Origin of the sequence: Marinobacterium aestuariivivens, from assembly GCF_042661465.1 — a bacterium.
Classification (GTDB): Bacteria; Pseudomonadota; Gammaproteobacteria; order Pseudomonadales; family Balneatricaceae; genus Marinobacterium_A; species Marinobacterium_A aestuariivivens.
In genome coordinates this window covers 4,126,326-4,143,258 of sequence record NZ_JBHSWE010000001.1, presented here as the reverse complement: position 1 = coordinate 4,143,258, position 16,933 = coordinate 4,126,326, and the positions used below count along the sequence as shown (strand labels likewise).

At 62.5% G+C, this 16,933-nt stretch carries 19 protein-coding genes and 3 pseudogenes; 5 read left to right on the top strand and 17 right to left on the bottom strand.

Features of this window, described 5'->3' with window-relative positions; genetic code table 11:
* Window positions 1–26: 26 nt before the first annotated feature.
* The 7 genes and pseudogenes from ruvA to ACFQDL_RS33025 form a co-directional block, all read right to left on the bottom strand.
* Complete coding sequence (ruvA, locus tag ACFQDL_RS21645; RefSeq protein ID WP_379910821.1) at window positions 27–653, bottom strand: Holliday junction branch migration protein RuvA; 627 nt, start codon at window positions 651–653, stop codon at window positions 27–29.
* Window positions 650–778, bottom strand: a complete 129-nt coding sequence (locus ACFQDL_RS21640) for a hypothetical protein (RefSeq protein WP_379910820.1) — start codon at window positions 776–778, stop codon at window positions 650–652. Before ACFQDL_RS21640 ends, ruvA begins: the two co-directional genes overlap by 4 nt.
* A gap of 57 nt (window positions 779–835) precedes the next feature.
* Entirely contained in the window at window positions 836–1,354 is a 519-nt protein-coding gene (gene ruvC / locus ACFQDL_RS21635) for a crossover junction endodeoxyribonuclease RuvC (protein ID WP_379910819.1), read from the bottom strand.
* Window positions 1,355–1,431: 77 nt separating this feature from the next.
* Window positions 1,432–2,171: pseudogene (locus ACFQDL_RS21630) on the bottom strand (YebC/PmpR family DNA-binding transcriptional regulator).
* Between the two features lie 108 nt (window positions 2,172–2,279).
* A pseudogene (gene aspS / locus ACFQDL_RS21625) lies at window positions 2,280–4,042 on the bottom strand (aspartate--tRNA ligase).
* Between the two features lie 132 nt (window positions 4,043–4,174).
* Window positions 4,175–4,438 carry an HIT domain-containing protein gene (locus tag ACFQDL_RS33030; RefSeq protein ID WP_465263979.1) on the bottom strand — a complete coding sequence of 88 codons (264 nt, stop codon included), beginning with the start codon at window positions 4,436–4,438 and terminating at the stop codon, window positions 4,175–4,177.
* Window positions 4,429–4,617 carry a hypothetical protein gene (locus ACFQDL_RS33025; protein WP_465263978.1) on the bottom strand — a complete coding sequence of 63 codons (189 nt, stop codon included), beginning with the start codon at window positions 4,615–4,617 and terminating at the stop codon, window positions 4,429–4,431. The genes ACFQDL_RS33030 and ACFQDL_RS33025 overlap by 10 nt, the downstream gene beginning before the upstream one ends.
* 144 nt (window positions 4,618–4,761) lie before the next feature.
* Here ACFQDL_RS33025 and ACFQDL_RS21615 point away from each other — a divergent pair, with 144 nt between their 5' ends.
* Both ACFQDL_RS21615 and ACFQDL_RS21610 read left to right on the top strand, forming a co-directional pair.
* A complete protein-coding gene (locus ACFQDL_RS21615; RefSeq protein WP_379910818.1) occupies window positions 4,762–5,892 on the top strand; it encodes a GNAT family N-acetyltransferase in 1,131 nt (376 codons plus the stop codon).
* A 215-nt stretch (window positions 5,893–6,107) separates the two neighbouring features.
* Entirely contained in the window at window positions 6,108–6,353 is a 246-nt protein-coding gene (locus ACFQDL_RS21610; protein WP_379910817.1) for a hypothetical protein, read from the top strand.
* A gap of 142 nt (window positions 6,354–6,495) precedes the next feature.
* Here the strand turns inward: ACFQDL_RS21610 and nhaD are convergent, their stop codons facing one another.
* The 4 genes from nhaD to ACFQDL_RS21590 form a co-directional block, all read right to left on the bottom strand.
* A complete protein-coding gene (gene nhaD / locus ACFQDL_RS21605) occupies window positions 6,496–7,740 on the bottom strand; it encodes a sodium:proton antiporter NhaD (RefSeq protein WP_379910816.1) in 1,245 nt (414 codons plus the stop codon).
* 239 nt (window positions 7,741–7,979) lie between these two features.
* Window positions 7,980–8,831, bottom strand: a complete 852-nt coding sequence (locus ACFQDL_RS21600; protein WP_379910815.1) for a metallophosphoesterase family protein — start codon at window positions 8,829–8,831, stop codon at window positions 7,980–7,982.
* 165 nt (window positions 8,832–8,996) lie between these two features.
* Entirely contained in the window at window positions 8,997–9,170 is a 174-nt protein-coding gene (locus ACFQDL_RS21595) for a hypothetical protein (protein ID WP_379910814.1), read from the bottom strand.
* Window positions 9,119–9,919, bottom strand: a complete 801-nt coding sequence (locus ACFQDL_RS21590) for a hypothetical protein (RefSeq protein WP_379910813.1) — start codon at window positions 9,917–9,919, stop codon at window positions 9,119–9,121. Before ACFQDL_RS21590 ends, ACFQDL_RS21595 begins: the two co-directional genes overlap by 52 nt.
* A gap of 159 nt (window positions 9,920–10,078) precedes the next feature.
* On the opposite strand from ACFQDL_RS21590, the gene ACFQDL_RS21585 reads away from it, so the two are divergent.
* Complete coding sequence (locus ACFQDL_RS21585) at window positions 10,079–10,948, top strand: EamA family transporter (protein WP_379910812.1); 870 nt, start codon at window positions 10,079–10,081, stop codon at window positions 10,946–10,948.
* Between the two features lie 65 nt (window positions 10,949–11,013).
* Here the strand turns inward: ACFQDL_RS21585 and ACFQDL_RS21580 are convergent, their stop codons facing one another.
* The 3 genes from ACFQDL_RS21580 to ACFQDL_RS21570 all read right to left on the bottom strand — a co-directional run bounded on the left by ACFQDL_RS21580 (window position 11,014) and on the right by ACFQDL_RS21570 (window position 12,147).
* Window positions 11,014–11,199 (bottom strand): hypothetical protein, encoded by a 186-nt coding sequence (locus ACFQDL_RS21580; protein WP_379910811.1) that lies wholly within the window; start codon window positions 11,197–11,199, stop codon window positions 11,014–11,016.
* 106 nt (window positions 11,200–11,305) lie between these two features.
* Window positions 11,306–11,551: a TIGR02647 family protein gene (locus ACFQDL_RS21575; protein ID WP_379910810.1), complete on the bottom strand. Its 246-nt coding sequence runs from the start codon at window positions 11,549–11,551 to the stop codon at window positions 11,306–11,308.
* A 101-nt stretch (window positions 11,552–11,652) separates the two neighbouring features.
* Window positions 11,653–12,147 (bottom strand): EAL domain-containing protein, encoded by a 495-nt coding sequence (locus tag ACFQDL_RS21570; protein ID WP_465263977.1) that lies wholly within the window; start codon window positions 12,145–12,147, stop codon window positions 11,653–11,655.
* Between the two features lie 356 nt (window positions 12,148–12,503).
* On the opposite strand from ACFQDL_RS21570, the gene gcvA reads away from it, so the two are divergent.
* Window positions 12,504–13,325, top strand: a complete 822-nt coding sequence (gcvA, locus tag ACFQDL_RS21565) for a transcriptional regulator GcvA (RefSeq protein ID WP_379910808.1) — start codon at window positions 12,504–12,506, stop codon at window positions 13,323–13,325.
* The gene (locus ACFQDL_RS21560; protein ID WP_379910807.1) at window positions 13,322–13,474 is read left to right on the top strand and encodes a hypothetical protein; all 153 of its coding nucleotides are present in this window, start codon (window positions 13,322–13,324) and stop codon (window positions 13,472–13,474) included. Before gcvA ends, ACFQDL_RS21560 begins: the two co-directional genes overlap by 4 nt.
* 2 nt (window positions 13,475–13,476) lie before the next feature.
* Here the strand turns inward: ACFQDL_RS21560 and ACFQDL_RS21555 are convergent, their stop codons facing one another.
* From ACFQDL_RS21555 to gorA, 3 genes and pseudogenes are all read right to left on the bottom strand, one after another.
* Entirely contained in the window at window positions 13,477–13,923 is a 447-nt protein-coding gene (locus ACFQDL_RS21555) for an META domain-containing protein (protein WP_379910806.1), read from the bottom strand.
* A gap of 118 nt (window positions 13,924–14,041) precedes the next feature.
* Window positions 14,042–15,234 (bottom strand): annotated as a pseudogene (fabV, locus tag ACFQDL_RS21550) (enoyl-ACP reductase FabV).
* Window positions 15,235–15,360: 126 nt separating this feature from the next.
* A complete protein-coding gene (gorA, locus tag ACFQDL_RS21545) occupies window positions 15,361–16,716 on the bottom strand; it encodes a glutathione-disulfide reductase (protein ID WP_379910805.1) in 1,356 nt (451 codons plus the stop codon).
* Between the last annotated feature and the right edge of the window lie 217 nt (window positions 16,717–16,933).

Genomic DNA, 16,933 nt, shown 5'->3' with positions numbered 1-16,933 from the left:
CTGCCTGCTCCCTTGATTCCCCCGGCTCAGCCGCCGACCATCGACTTCAGCGCCTGCCGGATCAGCGCCTCGCTGCCAACCTGCCCGCCCAGGGACTTGGCCGCCTGACTGATGGAACGGCTCGCCTCCGCGGGCTTGTAACCCAGGGCCACCAGCGCACTTTCGGCCTCGGCAACGATATCGGACGTGCTCGGCGCACCGGCCACATCGGGGCTCGCCAGCTGGAAGTCGCCATTGTCGGACACCTGCAGCTCCTTGAGCCGGTCCTTCATCTCGACGATCAGGCGCTCGGCCGTCTTCTTGCCGACACCGGGCAGGCGCACCAGTGACGCCGTATCGCCCTGGTGCACGGTATGGATGAAGGTTTCGGTATCGATGCCCGAGAGGATGGTCAGCGCCAGCTTGGGTCCGACGCCATTGACCTTGATCAGCGCCCGGAACAGACTGCGCTCCTCGCGGTCCGCGAAGCCGTACAGCAGCTGCGCATCCTCGCGCACCACGAAATGGGTATAGAGCACCACCGGCTTGCCGCGTGCGGGCAACCGGTAGAAGGTGTTCATCGAGGCTTCCAGTTCGTAGCCGACGCCATTGACATCGACCAGCAGCTGCGGCGGATGCTTCTCCAGTAACTCACCACTCAGGCGTCCTATCACGGGTTCCTCTTCTCCAGATTGCGCGCCTCTTCGGGCGACTCCAGCTTGTGTCCGGCAACGATACACTCCGGCAACTTGAGACCGGCGGCCAGCGCCGCCATGCTAAACACGAACACGATGGTCATCGCGCCGGCGATCCCGCCAGCAGGCCGGCTTCGCCGGACAGATGCAGTCACCGCAGCTCATCGACGCCAGCGGCCGTTGCGGTTGCGGCTGGCACCGGCGCTGCTGACCAGGCTGCTGCGGGTATGGGCGTGACAGAGCGCGATCGCCAGGGCGTCGGCGGCATCGGCCTGGGGCAGCCCCGGCAGTTTCAGCAGACGCGAGACCATATGCTGGACCTGCACCTTGTCGGCGCCGCCATTGCCCACCACCGACTGCTTGACCTTGCGCGCCGCATACTCGTAGATCGGCAGTTCGCGATTGCTGCCGGCGACGATGGCCACGCCGCGGGCCTGGCCGAGCTTCAGGGCCGAGTCGGCATTACGCGCCATGAACACCTGCTCGATCGCCATTTCCTGCGGGACGTAACGTTCGATGATCTCGCTGACACCGGCATAGATCTGCCGCAGCCGCTGCGCCAGGTCGTCGCCGCTGAGGCGAATGCAGCCGCTGGCGACATAGTCGTTGCGACTGCCGACCTGATCGATCACCCCGTAGCCGGTGACCCTCGAACCGGGGTCGATACCGAGAATCAGCATGGCGGCAGAGTCTTCCTTGCAGTTATCGAAGCGCCGGGCTTCGCAGGGTGATGCGTGACGGGTTAGGCATCACCGTCTCAATCTTCCATCGCCTCTTCGGGGATATCGGCGTTATGGAAAACGTTCTGGGAGTCGTCGAGATCGTCCAGCGCGTCGATCAGCTTCATCACCTTGCGCGCGGTTTCGACGTCCAGCTCCACGGTGGTCGCCGGAATCATCGCGACCTCGGCGAACTCCGGCTCGAAACCGGCATCGACCAGCCCCTGCTTGACGTTCATGAACTCCGCCGGAGCCGTGAACACGTCGACCGAGCCGTCGTCGTTGCCGACCACGTCGTCAGCGCCGACTTCCAGGGCCGCCTCCATGATGGCGTCTTCATCGGCGCCTTCACCGAAGCTGATCTGCCCCTTCTTCTCGAACAGGTAGGACACCGAGCCGTTGGTACCGAGGTTGCCGCCGTACTTGTTGAAGGCCGCGCGCACCGGGACACGGTACGGTTGACGTTATCGGTCATGCACTCGACCAGAATGGCGACACCGTTGATGCCATAGCCTTCGTAGGTCAGCTCGTCGTAGTTCTCGCCTTCGCCACCGCCGGCGCCGCGGGCAATCGCCTTGTCGATGGTATCGCGTTTCATGTTCGCGCCCAGCGCCTTGTCGACCGCCGCACGCAGACGCGGGTTGTCTTCCGGGTTGCCGCCGCCTTCCTTGGCGGCGACGCTCAGCTCGCGGATCAACTTGGTAAAGACTTTGCCTCGTTTGGCATCCTGGGCCGCCTTGCGATGTTTAATGTTGGCCCACTTGGAATGACCTGCCATCGGAATACCTCTATTGTTCGGGCCGCCCGGCGGCGGCCCGTCAATGCTTGTCGCTTTTCTCTTGCTGCTTTTGCTCTTTGCCTGCCGCGTGCGGCTCGCAGTTCGCTTTTAAGGCGTCTTGCGCAGGCGGATGTTCAGCTCGTGCAGCTGCGTCGTGCTGACCTCGCCCGGCGCGTCGGTCAGCATGCAGGACGCGCTCTGGGTTTTCGGGAAGGCGATAACCTCCCGGATGGAGTCGGACCCGGTCATCAGCATGATCAGACGGTCCAGGCCGAATGCCAGGCCACCGTGGGGCGGCGCACCGTATTTCAGGGCATTGAGCAGGAAGCCGAACTTCTCTTCCGCCTCGGCGGTACCGATGCCAAGGATATGGAAAACCGCCTTCTGCATCGCCTGGTCGTGGATACGAACAGAACCGCCACCGAGTTCGGTGCCGTTCAGCACCATATCGTAGGCACGGGACAGTGCCGCTTCGGGATTCGCATGCAACTCCTCGGCGGTGCAGCTCGGCGCGGTGAACGGATGGTGCAGCGCAGTCAGCTTGCCGCCGTCCGTTTCCTCGAACATCGGGAAGTCGACGACCCAGAGCGGCGCCCATTCGCGCTCGATCAGCCCCAGGTCCTCACCCACCTTGATACGCAGCGCACCGATGGCTTCGCTGACGATGCGGGCCTTGTCGGCGCCGAAGAAAACGATATCGCCGTTTTTGGCGTCCAGGCGCTGCATGATCTGCATCGCGACCTCTTCGCCGAGGAACTTGACGATCGGCGACTGCAGACCTTCCGCACCCTGCGCGAGGTCGTTGACCTTGATCCAGGCCAGACCCCGGCACCGTAGATGCCGACGAACTTGGTATAGTCGTCGATCTGCTTGCGGGTCAGCTCGGCACCGCCCGGCACCTTGAGTGCCGCGACACGCCCTTTCGGATCCTTTGCCGGACCGGCGAACACCTTGAAATCGACCGACGCCATCAGGTCGGCGACATCGACCAGCTCCAGCGGGATACGCAGGTCCGGCTTGTCGGAACCGTAGCGACGCATTGCCTCTTCATAGGACATGCGCGGGAATTCGCCCAGCTCCACGCCCAGCAGCTTCTGGAAGGTTTCGCGAATCATGCCCTCGGCCAGCCCCATGATCTCCTCCTCGTCCATGAACGAGGTTTCGATATCCACCTGGGTGAATTCGGGCTGACGGTCCGCACGCAGGTCCTCGTCGCGGAAGCACTTGGCGATCTGGTAGTAACGGTCGAAACCGGACACCATCAGCAACTGCTTGAAAAGCTGCGGCGACTGCGGCAACGCAAAGAAACAGCCCTCGTGGGTACGGCTCGGCACCAGGTAATCGCGGGCACCCTCCGGCGTGGCACGCGTCAGAATCGGCGTTTCGATGTCAAGAAAGCCGTGCTCGTCGAGGTAGTTGCGCAGCGCACTGGTGACCTTGGAACGAAAACGCAGTTTGCTCTGCATATCCGGCCGGCGCAGATCGATATAGCGGTGACGCAGACGCACGTCCTCACCGACCTGCTGGTGCTCGTCGAGCTGGAACGGTGGCGTTTCGGCCCTGTTCAGAATGACCAGTTCCTTGCCCAGGACTTCGATGGCGCCGGTGGACATATCCGCATTCTCGGTGCCCTGGGGGCGGGCGCGCACAGTACCGCGCAATTCGATCACGTACTCGTTGCGTACGCTGTCGGCCAACTTGAAACTCTCTTCGCGGTCCGGATCGAAGACCACCTGGGCAATACCTTCGCGATCGCGAACGTCGAGGAAGATCACCCCGCCATGGTCACGACGGCGGTGAACCCAGCCCATCAGGGTCACGTCTTCGCCAATATGCTCTTTTCTAAGGTCGCCGCAATAATGGCTGCGCATAATAGTTCCAGTTCCTGTCGATTAATCTTGATGGGCGCGCGCGAGCGCCAGAAAGCGGCGAATTATACTCTAATTGAGCGCACAGTTCACAGTGACCCCCATACAGAAGCGCATTCTGTTAACTGTCTTCTGTTAACTGCTTTCGAAAGTCATCTCGTTGGTCATCAGCACCTGCAGCTTCTGACGGATCTCCTGGACCTCCTCCGCGGTGTAGGCACGCGCCGGCACCCGGCCCCAGACCGGTGCAGGCCAGGCGGGATCCTGCTCGTAACGCACGATGTGATGGATGTGCAGTTGTGGCACCATGTTGCCAAGCGAGGCCACGTTCATCTTGCGGGCCGCGAAGGCATCGGCCAGGTTTTCCGCCAGCAAACTCGATTCGTGAGTCAGCTGCACCTGCTCTTCGGGCGACAAATGATAGATTTCACTGACGCCGGCGCGCCGGGGACCAGAATGAACCAGGGAAAATTGGCATCGTTCATCAGCAGCAGACGACAGAGCGGAAAGTCGCCCAGCACAATGCAGTCCTGCGCCAGCTGCGGGTGCAGTTCGAATTCGAGTTCCAGTTCATCCATAGGGGGACTCCTTTTGAAGGCGGCAAGCTTTACAGGCGCAAGCTACAAGCGTGGCACCGGCCTTTTGCGGCCTGGCGCTTACCGCTTGCAGTTTTTTGACAACGTGACAGTTTGACCGGGCCGCCACCGGAAGTATAGGTAAAAATGCTCGAACTCAGGATCCACAACGCGCTCGCCGAAATCGACCCAGCGGTCTGGAATCGCCTCTGCGGCACCGACTATCCCTTCCTGCGCTACGACTTTCTCGAAGCCCTGGAAAGCAGCGGCAGCGTCACGCCGGACACCGGCTGGCAGCCGCTGCACCTGATCGCCTTTCGGCATTCCGAAGCCGTGGCGGCCATGCCGCTCTACCTCAAGTCCCACTCCTGGGGCGAATACGTCTTCGACTGGTCCTGGGCCGATGCCTATCAGCGCCACGGCCTCGACTATTACCCCAAGCTGCTGACCGCCATCCCGTTCACACCCGCCTCGGGCCCCAGAATCGGCAGCCGGGAGGCGCCCGAGCGCCATGTCGATGCGATGCTCGATGCCGTGCAGCAGCTGGCCGAACGTTTCGGCGCCTCCTCCTGGCACGGTCTCTTCGTCGAGCCGGCCACAAGAGATGCGCTGCAGCACAGGCATCTTTGCATGCGCCTGGGAACCCAGTACCACTGGTTCAATGACGGCTATCGCAGCTTCGACCATTTCCTCGAACAGCTGGCCTCGCGCAAGCGCAAGAACATTCGCCGCGAACGCCAGAAGGTCGCCGAACAGCAGATCCGGATGAAACGCATCGAAGGCCCCCATATCAGCGAACAGCAGCTGGCAGAGTTCTACGATTTCTACCAGAGCACCTATCTGAAACGCGGACGCCGGGGCTACCTGACGCTGGCGTTTTTCCAGACACTGCTCGCGCGCATGCCGGAGCAGCTGCTGCTGGTAATTGCCGAACGGGAAGGCCGGGCGGTTGCCGGCGCCCTGTCACTGAAAAGCGCCTCGACCCTCTATGGCCGCTACTGGGGCTGCCGGGAGGACCATGACAGCCTGCATTTCGAAACCTGCTACTACCAGGGCATCGAATACTGTATCGAAAACGGGCTGACACGCTTCGATCCCGGCGCCCAGGGCGAGCACAAGATTCAGCGCGGCTTTCGTCCGATCGAAACCTGGTCCGGGCACTGGATACGGCACCCGGGTTTTGCCGACGCCATCCGCCGCGCCGTCGACGAGGAACAGCAGCTGATGCGCGAGCAGATCGAGGCCATGCAGGACTGGCTGCCATTTCGCCGGAGCTGAAAACCCACCGATTTCGGGGGCCCGATACCTCCAGGGGCAGACAGGAAAAGAAGACGGGCGCTGCTGAAAAAAATACAGCCGCGGCATTAGAGAAAGCGTCGGGGCTCCACTAAACTCAAAGGCGCCCCTGAGGGCAATAGCCCCTACAACCCATTCATATAGATATAACCCAAAGGAGTTATCACCGTATGTTGACGTATGAAGAGTGCTTGGCAATGTGTGATTTGACCGAGGGTGAAATCGAAGCCATCGCCGAACATGAGCACCTGGACCCAATGCTCGCACTCGCACTTGGGCAGTACCTGATCTCCCACGACGGCGACCAGCGGATCAAGGGCATCATTCTGGACGATATCAGCCGCGCAGAACGCTGCGGCAACCAGCGACATGCCGAGGTATTGCGAAAAGTCCTGCACCACTTTATCGCGACGCACCCGGAACATGGGAAAAGCGCCGCCTGAGGACAACCGGACTCGACAACCGGTCAGGCGCGACAGACAGTAACACCCCATTACCACGGCAGCAGGGAATCCCCCTTCTCTCCCTGCTCCGATTCGGGCGGATGCCGGTCAGACAACCGACACTCCGCCCGCTTTATTTCCGCTACACGAACGTGCGACCCATCACCCAAACCGCTCCGTATCCGGCACTGTAGGCCAGCAGCAGTCGCGGCATGTAGCGCAGGTAGCTGACGAAGCTCAGCGCCTCGATCTTGCTCATCGCGATCACGCCGGCCGCGGAACCGATGATCAGCAGCGAGCCGCCGACACCGGTGGCATAGGTCAGACACATCCAGTCCGCCAGATCCATGTCGATGCCGGACTTCAGGATCGCCGCGGTCAACGGCACGTTGTCGACCAGCGCCGACAGCAGGCCGACGACATAGTTGGCGGCCACCACCGGCATGATCTGATACAGCTGGGGCAGGTGGTCCAGCACCGACAGCTCCTTGAGCATCCCGACCAGCAGCAGCACGCCCAGGAAGAACAGCAGCGTATCGAACTCGATGTCACGCATATACTCGAGCACGCTCTGGCGCGAAGGCGTATCGCGGTACAGGAACTGGTAGGCCAGGAACATGACCGCCAGGCCGAACAGGAAGCTGAGTACCGGCGGTATGCTGAAGAAGACGCTGAACAGCAGCGTCGAAACGATGGTCAGCAGAAACAGCCCGGCAATCACCTTGTCGCGTCCGGCGATCGGACGGCGGAAGCGGGGTATCTCGATCTCGCTGTTGCCGCCGGTCATCAGGGTCGCCAGCAGCACCAGCACGCCGATCAGCGCCGCCGGAATCAGCAGAAAGAGATCGGTGATCGCCACCTTGCCTGCCAGGAAGATCATCAGGGTGGTGACGTCGCCGGTGATCAGCGAGACACCGCCGGAGTTGACGGCAAACACCAGCAGGGCTGCGTATTTCACCATCGAGCGCGGCTTGAGCTTCAGCGACGCCAGCAACGACAGCATGATCAGCGATGCGGTGATGTTGTCGGCCAGCGAGGAGAATACCAGCGCCAGCAGCGCCATCAGCAGCATCAGCTGACGCTGACCGATGCGCGCCGGCAGCGCCCGATACACCAACTGGGTGATGAGCCCCTGCTGGTTGAGATAGGCGACGAAGGTCATCGCCGCCATCAGGAACAGCCAGAGCGTTGCGATCTCCAGCAGGTTTTCATTGAGCTGCGCCTGAACGGCGGCGGTATCGGTCCCGTGCCCGGGAAACATGAAGGCCAGCAGCCAGACCAGGGTTCCGAGGAACAGGGTCGACTTGGCCTTGTTGATATGGACGACGTCCTCGATCACGATCAGGACGAAGGCCAGCAGGATAAGGCAGAGCAGTAACCAGTGCATGGAACTGTTGCACTCCTTTGGTAAAGGCCCCCGCAGGGGAAAAGATTGGCGATTCACCCACCCCTGCAGAACCAGTCTTCCACGGCGAGACGCCGCGGCACGCCGGCTTGGGCCCCTGCCGGAACGGCATTAACCCGGAGCGGCCCCAACCTGCTGCTGCCTCGTGTTGCCTTGAAGGGTCGACATGAAAAATGAGGGATGAGCACCTCAAAACGCACCCAATATGCCCAAATGCGACATCAAGGTCGAGCCCCTTTTGTAAATAACTTACGTAAATTTCGAATTCGCGCCCGGGCAGGCTCAGCCGCCCTTCCCGGAGACGGTCTGCGGCTCGAATTCGACGCTGCCACCATCGGCCTCCAGTAGCCGGATCCGCACCGGCACCCCTCTGCATCCAGCGCCACCAGGCCGATGGCGGAGCTGTTGACCAGCCGATGCCCGCGCTTCTGCCCAGATGGTCGCCGGGCCTCGACACGCATGGCGCGACGGCGGGTAAACCAGTTCAGCGGCGACCAGGGCGCATAGAGCCAGCGGTTGAGTCCGTCGAACACGTCCAGCAGACGACGCGGAAACTCGTTTTTCAGGCCGCTGCAGGTGATCTGCCAGATCCGAGGACTGTGCTTGCGAAAGCGGATCAGCACATCGTAGACGAAGGAGTAATGCACATCCCCCGACAGAATCACGAAATGCCGGGGCGTGCGCGGGTGGCGGAAGATGTTGAGGATGACATTGGCCGCACCCGGGTGGGCCATCCAGTTCTCGGCATCGACCGCCAGCGCCTGACCGAAAAAGCTGAATACCCGCTGGATCGTCTCGATCAGCTTGACGCCGAAAATGGGCGCCGCCGAAACCAGCACCACCGCCTCGCGGTCCAGCAGCCGCAGCTGCAGCTCCGTCAGCGCCTCCCAGTCCATCAGGCCGGACGGACGGCCGGGGCTGCGCTCCGACCACCAGCGCTGGGTACGGGTATCCAGCACCAGCAGCGGCGGTTCGGTCGGCAGTACATAGGACCAGCTTTCGCGCGCGAACAGACGCTCGATCAGGGCATCCTGGCAGGGTTCGCGCCCGAGTTTCTGCGCCAGCTCCAGCACTTCGGGCTCCAGCCCTTCAGGATCGTTGCCCCAGCCCGGCAGAGCCAGTAACCCAGCAGTGCGTTGCCGATGATTCGGCGCGAGAAGGGTGCCCGTACGCCGCCTGCTCCCAGCCCGACGTCAGGTTCCAGTCATCGGTGACATCGTGATCATCGAAGATCATGTTCACCGGTACTGGGCCAGCAGCCGCTGCACCGCCGGCAGCCCGGCCACGAAGTTCTCCAGCGCAACCCGCTCCCGCCCGAAGCGCGATTGCAGCGGGCCATCCAGCACCCCGGGATCGAACGTCAGCAGAGGCCATAATTGCGGCGACCAGAGCAGCAGGTACTGCGCCAGCACCTCCCCAGGCTGATCAGGTGGTTGCCGATCGCATGGCCGGTGAAGATCGGCCGCGAGGCGCCGTTGAGCAGCCGGTCCCGCCAGCCGAGCCGCGGCCGGGTCCGGGGCAGCAGATTCTGGCGCCGGTAATTGCAGTCCGGGTGACTGTAGAGGCTGTCGCTGTCCGCGACCGCGGCCTGCTCGAAGGTTTCGCCGTAGAGTCCCAGCAGCTCGATGACCTGGTGCAGGCCCTGCAGCATGGGGCCGGCGACATCGTCGACATAGATCTGATCCCCCGAGAGCATCAGCAGTGCCGGCCGCTCCGTGCTCTCCAGATGACGGCCGAGCCAGTCGTCGGCACGCACCAGCGCATCGGGACCGGGAAAGTGCGGCTTGCGGCAGGAGCCGTGCAGCAACTGGTCGAGCCGCGACTTGATCATGACCGAAAGGCGGCTGCGCCCCGGATAGAGCAAGCCGGGCATCAGGGTGACGATGCTCTCGCCGTCGACCTGCAGATCGTACTCGAGCTCGCGATCCATCGGCAGCGGTTGCGTCGGTCGCAGGTCAAGCAGATGAATCCAGGCCCGCTCGCCGATCCGCACCCGCTGCAGCTCGTCACCGGGGCTCGGTACCACCTGCCAGAGGCATTCGCCACCGACAGGGTCGAACAGACTCAGGCGCAGGTTCAACTCACGCGTGCCGACCAGCCAGAAGATCAGCCTTCCGGCCTCCAGCCGGCGCAGCAACGGGCCGGCGATAACTGCTGGCAATTCCCTGCTCGACAAAAGGCTCCCCTTCTTTTTCACTGACAGGACAACAGCTTAACGCAATGGTACTGCGGTTTCACGGTGATAGACCGGCACCAAAGTAGGCTGGCGATGCCAATGACACCACCCTATTCTTGTCACTCGGTCTGCAGGGAAACCGTCATGCACAGCCAGAGCTCCGCCGCAAATGCCAGCCTTACATTGCTGGCACTGCTGGCCTTTGCCGCCAACTCGCTATTCTGCCGCCTGGGACTGCATGCCGGTGCCATCGACGCCGCGAGCTTTACCAGCATCCGGCTGCTGAGCGGCGCCCTGATGCTGACCCTGCTACTGCTGCTGCGGCAACGGCGACGCCAGGCCCCGCTGCATCTGCCGCTGCGTCCGCTGGCGGCACTGAGCCTGTTCGCCTATGCCATCCTGTTCTCCTTCGCCTACCTGGAGCTGGACACCGGTATCGGCGCGCTCATCCTGTTCGGCTGCGTGCAACTGACGATGATCGGCCACGGCCTGGTGCGCGGCAATCGTCCGGCGGCGATAGAGTGGCTGGGCATTCTTCTGGCGGCAGGCGGGCTGGTGCTGCTGCTGCTGCCCGGCGCCTCGGCGCCATCACCGTTCGCAGCCTGTGCCATGGCGCTGGCGGGCGCAGCCTGGGGCCTTTATTCACTGCTCGGGCGCGGCAACAGCGATGCCCTGGCGGGCACTGCCGCTAACTTCATGCTGGCGCTGCCGCTCGGCCTGGCGGTGAGCCTGGCCGGAGTCACCGAACCCGCCCTTGAGACGCGGGGCGTCCTCTTTGCGGTCGCCTCCGGCGCCCTGGCATCTGGTTGTGGCTACGCCCTCTGGTACCAGGTGCTGCCCCGGCTGACACCGACCACCGCTGCCACCGTTCAGCTAACCGTTCCGGCGCTGGCGGCCCTCGGGGGCGTGCTGCTGCTGGCGGAGCCGCTGAGTCTTCGGCTGGTCCTCTCCGGCACCCTGACCCTTGGCGGCATTGCCCTGGTGATCCGGGCCGGCGCCCGTGGCGCACGATAAGTACTGCTACCCCTGAACGCAACGGGCCACCCGAAGGTGGCCCGTTTTTCCGACTGCAAAGGGGATCAGTGCAGTACGTCGTACTTTCTCTGGATCGCCGCCAGTTTGGGCTGGATATCCAGCGGTGCATACCGCATCGCCTGTTCAAACAGCTCCTTGTTTTCGTCAGACAGTCGCTCTTCTTCGGACATCGCCGAAAGTTTCTGCATCGCTTCGATAAACTTCGGATGGGCCTTGAGTTTCGATTGCATGAGTATTCCCCCCGTACTGGATGGCCTGCATTGTGCCGCGGGTGCACAAAAGATCAAGAAAATTTACCCTCCCCGTTGCCTGACATGGACTGCTGCGGTCTCGCCGTCAGAGAAACCGCGGCGATTTCAGAATCGTCAGCGCCGCCTGGGCGTGCTCCGCCGCATCGCGCCCGAGATCGGTCAGGTAGCCGCCATCGACCTGGGTGATCAGCCCCTTGTCATAGAGTCGGCGCGTAGCCGCCACCAGGGCCGGATCTGCATCATGATGCACCTTGAGGCCCTGCTGCGTCGTCGCCAGGTTGAAACGGCTCAGCATATCCAGTTCTTCGACCATCTCGGGGGTATAGGGCATGGCGCTTCTCACTTCTGCATGATTATGGGCTTCAGCATAGAACGGTTCAGCCCCGCTCGTACAGCAGTTTTGTCGCCCGCTTCAAGCCCCAGCCCGCCGCATCAGAAACAGGCGGGGTCCACCTCGGGTAAACGGCGAAATCCCGGACGGGCAAAATAGTACCCCTGAAACAGCGTTACGCCGGCATCACGCAGCCAGAGATATTCCTCCCGGCACTCCACACCCTCGGCCAGCACCACGATATCCAGCTCGCAACAGACCTGAAGAATGCCGCGACAGATGATCTGGCGAGCCCTGTGCTGATGGATATTGCTGATCAACGCCCGATCAAGCTTGATAAAGTGCGGCTGATATTCTGCAAGCAGGTTGAGCCCGGAGTATCCGGCACCGAAATCGTCGATCGCCGTGCCGAACCCGAGCTCCCTGTAGGTCTCGAAGATATTGCGCAGATGGTCGTGATCGACGACCTTTTCCCCCTCGGTCACTTCGAACACAATCTGCTCGGGCGGAAAATCAAAGGCTCTTGCCGCCTCGAGAGTGGTGCGGATGCAGAGCTCGGGCCTGTAGATCGCATTGGGTGTGAAGTTGATATTCAATTTGCAATCGAGCCCCAACTCAACCGCCAGGGCTATCGCTCTGGTACGACATGCCTGATCGAATGCGTACAGATTGGCCGGATTGACGTTGGCAAATACCGTCGCGGCGCCTTGACCTTCAAGCCCCTTGCCAGCGCCTCATAAGCGAAGATTGACGCATCGGCGGCATTCACGATCGGCTGAAAAGCAAAGCTGAAGTCGAAGTCCAGCCCCACCCCTTCGAGACACTGACTGCAACCGAGCTTGCGATACTGCCCGACATCCATGAGACCTCCAAATTCCCGACGATTGAACCTAAACCAGGCTGAAGGAGCGCAAGTTTCAATCGTCAATCGGGCCTGCGGAGATTAACGTCGATGTTTGGCGGGGCTATACTGAGCATCCGATGCCATCGACACCAGTCAGGGAGAGAGCCCATTCGCCGCCTACCCCCGCTCAACGCTCTACGCAGCTTCGAAGCTGCCGCCCGCCACGGCAGTTTCAACAAGGCTGCCGACGAGCTGTTCGTCACGCCCTCCGCTGTCAGCCACCAGGTCAAGACACTGGAGGATTTTCTCGACGTACGGCTGTTCCTGCGGGAAAAACGCCGCGTCAGCCTGACCAGCGCCGGCGAACGCTACCTGGCATCGGTGCAGCTGGCCCTCGACGAAATCGACAGCGCCACGCGCAGGCTGATGGCGTCACCGAATTCGGTGGCGGTCACCATCGCCGTCGCGCCGGCCTTCCTGACCCGCTGGCTGGTTCCCCGTATCGGCCAGTTCCAGACCGAGCACCCCGATGTCGAGCTGCGCCTGAGCAACCTTTCCGGCCCCATCGACTTCGACCACAGCGATACCGACATGGCGGTCTATTTCGGCCGCGGCGCCTGGCCGGACCTCGAAATCGAACACCTGCTTAACGTCCACCTGGTGCCGGTTTGCAGTCCGCGACTGCTGGAAGGCAGCAAACCGCTGAAGAGCCCGGCGGACCTGAAGCAGCACACCCTGATCCGGGTCGCCGACCGTCCCGACGAATGGCCGAGGATCCTTCGCCAGGCCGGTGTCAGCAGTACCGATATCGGCCGCGTCATGTCCTTTTCCAGCACCTCGCTGGCAATGTCCGCGGCAATGGAGGGGGTCGGCATCGCCCTGGGGACGAAAAGCTGGTCGAGCGCGAAGTCCGCTACGGCCAGCTGGTGAAGCTGTTCGACCTGGTGCTCGACAGCGGCAACTCCTTCTACCTGGTCTACCCCAAGGGTCGACAGCTCAGTTACGGCATGAAGGCGTTCCGGGACTGGGTTCTGGATACGCTGCACCACGACGCGCCGGTGTCCGGCATCGACGTCTAGCTCTAGCCTGCAGGCAGCGCCACCAGCCGGCTGTTGCGCCGCTCATGGGACGACCGCAGCAGCAGCGCCGTCCCCGACCATTCGACGCTCTGTGCATCTTCCAGCACCCGGAGCAGGGACTGTTCGTGGATCATCACCGCCGGGAAGCAGATCTTGCGGGTGACGACCAGCGCGGTCACATTCAGACGGCCGTCTTCGAGGAGGCGATAACGACCATTGAAGCGGTTGCAGCCGGCCATACCGGAAAGACGCCCGCCCGCCGCGAAGTTCACCTCAGGCCTGAGCGTAACCGGCAATGGCTGTCCGGCAATGGTTTCGACGCGCCAGCGGGTGTCGGCCAGCCTGTCGTCCATGGCCGCTACGCTCGCTTCCTGCTCCTGCACGCCCTGCATCAAAGCACCGCAGCCGGCCAGCCAGAGGGTGGCGACCAGCACTGAAATCCGTTTCATCCGTTTGTCCCTTTATGTAACCTCTGGTCGGTTGGGTGCAGTGTAGACAACTCCCGTGCCTCTCCCCAACCGACCGGAGGGTTACGCGTTACCTGTCACCAGGCTCGCCGCTTTCTTCTCAGATATCGATCACATCGAACTCGACGCAGGGGTCGACATCGGCATCGTAATCGACGCCTTCGACACCGAAGCCGAACAGCTTCAGGAACTCGGCCTTGTAGCCGGCATAATCCGTCAGCTCGAACAGATTCTCGGTGGTGATCTGCGGCCAGAGCTCGCGGCACCGGTCCTGGATATCGTCGCGCAGTTCCCAGTCGTCGAGACGGTAGCGGTTGCCGTTGTCCATTTCGGCGCCGTCGCCGTAGAGTCCGGTCGCGAAGAGACGGTGAACCTGCTCCATGCAGCCCTCGTGCAGGCCCTGCTCCTTCATGATGCGGAACACCATCGACAGATAGAGCGGCATCACCGGGATCGCAGAACTCGCCTGGGTGACGACGGACTTGAGCACCGCCACGTTGGCCTGACCGCCCCTGGCCTGCAGCAGGTTGTTGAGTTCGCTGGCGGCCCGGTCGAGATCCTGCTTGGCCTTGCCCAGGGCGCCATCCCAGTAGATCGGCCAGGTGATATCGGTGCCGATGTAGCTGTAGGCCACCGACTTGCAGCCCTCGGCCAGCACGCCGGCATCATTCAGTGCCTGCAGCCAGAGCTCCCAGTCCTCGCCGCCCATGACCTTGACGGTGTTCTCGACCTCTTCCTCGGTCGCCGGTTCGATCTCGGCATTGATGATGGTGTCGCGGTTGGTGTCGATGGCGGTCGAGCGGTAGGGTTCGCCGATCGGCTTGAGCACCGAACGCACCACTTCGCCGCTATCCGGCAGTTTGCGCACCGGCGAGGCCAGGAGTAGACCACCAGATCGATCTGACCGAGGTCCTCGCGGATCAGGTCGATGACCTTCTGCTTGGCTTCGTGGGAGAAGGCATCGCCATTCAGGCTCTTGGCATAGAGGCCGGCTTCACGGGCCTGCTGCTGGAAGGCCGCCGCATTGTACCAGCCCGCAGTGCCGGGTTTGCGCTCGGTGGCCGGCTTCTCGAAGAACACGCCAATGGTCGCCGCACCGCTGCCGAATGCTGCCGCGATCCGCGATGCCAGCCCGTAGCCACTGGAGGCCCCGATCACCAGGACCCGCTTGGCGCCGTTCTCGATCGGCCCCTGCTGGCGAGTGTATTCGATTTGCTCGCGCACGTTCTGGGCACAGCCGGTCGGGTGGGTGGTGGTACAGATGAAACCACGGATTTTCGGTTGGATGATCATGCTCTGTTCAGTCTCAGTCCATTCAGTTCGATGCACAAAGTGTGCGGCAACGATACCGGAATTTCCAGCCTGGTAACAGCAGGGCCACCGCCGATACGGCCGCGGCCCCGTCGATGATGCTCCGAATCAGCGGGTTTTCTGACGCAGGGTGACGAACTCCTCGGCCGCGGTCGGATGGATGCCGATGGTGGCATCGAAAACCGCTTTGGTGGCACCGGCCTTCATGGCCACGGCGATGCCCTGGATAATCTCGCCCGCTTCGGCACCGACCATATGCACACCCACCACCCGGTCGGTGGCCGGATCGACGATCATCTTCATCAGGGTGCGCTCGTCGCTGCCGCTGAGCGTGTGCTTGAGGGCACGGAAGTCCGAGCTGTAGACATCCACTTCGCCGTATCGCTCGCGTGCCTGCTCTTCGGTCAGCCCCACCGTGCCAATATTGGGCTGGCAGAATACTGCGGTCGGTATCAGCTCGTAGTCGACCTTCTGCGATGCGTTGCCGTAAAGGTTTCGCACCAGCGCCATGCCTTCGGCCAGCGCGACCGGCGTCAGCTGCACCCGGTCGATGACATCCCCGATCGCATAGACAGAGGGCTCGTCCGTCTGCAGCTGGTCGTTGACGATCAGGGCACCGTTGTCACGCTGGCGCACCCCGACATTCTCGAGGCCGAGACGTTCGACGTTCGGTACCCGCCCGGTGGCATAGAGCACGCAGTCCGCCTGCAGCACCTGACCGTCCTGAAGGTAGACGTCGAGACTGCCGTCGGCCTGTTTCTCGATGCGCTCGACATCGGCATTGAAGCGCAGGTCGACCCCTTTCTTGCGCATCTCGGCGGCGACGAACTCGCGCACCTCGAGATCGAAGCCGCGCAGGAAGAGATCGCGGCGATAGACCTGATGGGTGGTGGCACCGAGACCTGCGAAAATGCCGGCAAACTCGACCGCGATATAGCCGCCGCCGACGACCAGGACACGCTGCGGGAACCGCTCCAGATCGAACACTTCGTTCGAGCTGATCACATGCTCTCTGCCCGGGAAGTCGGGCACGAAGGGCCAGCCACCGGTGGCGACCAGGATCCGCTCGGCACTGTAGCGCCGCTCGCCAACCGCCACGGTATGGGCGTCGACGATCCGGGCCCGGCCGTCGATCAGGGTGCAGCCGGCGTTGACCAGCAGGTTACGGTAGATCCCGTTGAGCCGCTCGATCTCGCGGCTCTTGTTATCCCGCAGCGTCGCCCAGTCGAATGCCGGTCGCTCGCTCTGCCAGCCGAAACCGCGGGCATCGGCGAAGTCGTCCGCATAATGCGCGGCGTAGGCGTAGAGCTTTTTCGGCACGCAGCCGACGTTGACGCAGGTGCCGCCCAGGTAACGGTCTTCGGCCACCGCGACCCGAACACCCATCGCCGCCGCCATGCGGCCGGCACGCACACCGCCCGATCCTGCTCCGATCACGAAGAGATCAAAATCGTATTCCGCCACACTATTCTCCTGTCATCCGGTCGGCATTCACTGGTGGCCTACTCTAGCGCTAAACGTTCCGAGTTCGTAGGGTGGAATGAGCCCGAAAGCGAATTCCACCGTATCGTTCCACCGGTTGACGCTGCACCGGCGGTACCCGGCATCGGCAGAGCCTGGTACCGTCGGTGGAATTCGGTTCCCTCATTCCAGCCCGCGTGTTCTCCGGGCACTGCCTACG

Excerpts from the sequence above, each read along its gene's own strand:
- ACFQDL_RS21555 (WP_379910806.1), bottom strand. The coding sequence starts at position 13,923 with ATGAAACGGATTTCAGTGCTGGTCGCCACCCTCTGGCTGGCCGGCTGC.
- ACFQDL_RS21640 (WP_379910820.1), bottom strand. The coding sequence starts at position 778 with ATGACCATCGTGTTCGTGTTTAGCATGGCGGCGCTGGCCGCCGGTCTC.
- ACFQDL_RS21585 (WP_379910812.1), top strand. The coding sequence starts at position 10,079 with ATGCACAGCCAGAGCTCCGCCGCAAATGCCAGCCTTACATTGCTGGCA.
- nhaD (WP_379910816.1), bottom strand. The coding sequence starts at position 7,740 with ATGCACTGGTTACTGCTCTGCCTTATCCTGCTGGCCTTCGTCCTGATC.
- ACFQDL_RS21615 (WP_379910818.1), top strand. The coding sequence starts at position 4,762 with ATGCTCGAACTCAGGATCCACAACGCGCTCGCCGAAATCGACCCAGCG.
- ACFQDL_RS33025 (WP_465263978.1), bottom strand. The coding sequence starts at position 4,617 with ATGGATGAACTGGAACTCGAATTCGAACTGCACCCGCAGCTGGCGCAG.
- gcvA (WP_379910808.1), top strand. The coding sequence starts at position 12,504 with ATGTTTGGCGGGGCTATACTGAGCATCCGATGCCATCGACACCAGTCA.
- ACFQDL_RS21580 (WP_379910811.1), bottom strand. The coding sequence starts at position 11,199 with ATGCAATCGAAACTCAAGGCCCATCCGAAGTTTATCGAAGCGATGCAG.
- ACFQDL_RS21575 (WP_379910810.1), bottom strand. The coding sequence starts at position 11,551 with ATGCCCTATACCCCCGAGATGGTCGAAGAACTGGATATGCTGAGCCGT.
- ACFQDL_RS21610 (WP_379910817.1), top strand. The coding sequence starts at position 6,108 with ATGTGTGATTTGACCGAGGGTGAAATCGAAGCCATCGCCGAACATGAG.
- ruvC (WP_379910819.1), bottom strand. The coding sequence starts at position 1,354 with ATGCTGATTCTCGGTATCGACCCCGGTTCGAGGGTCACCGGCTACGGG.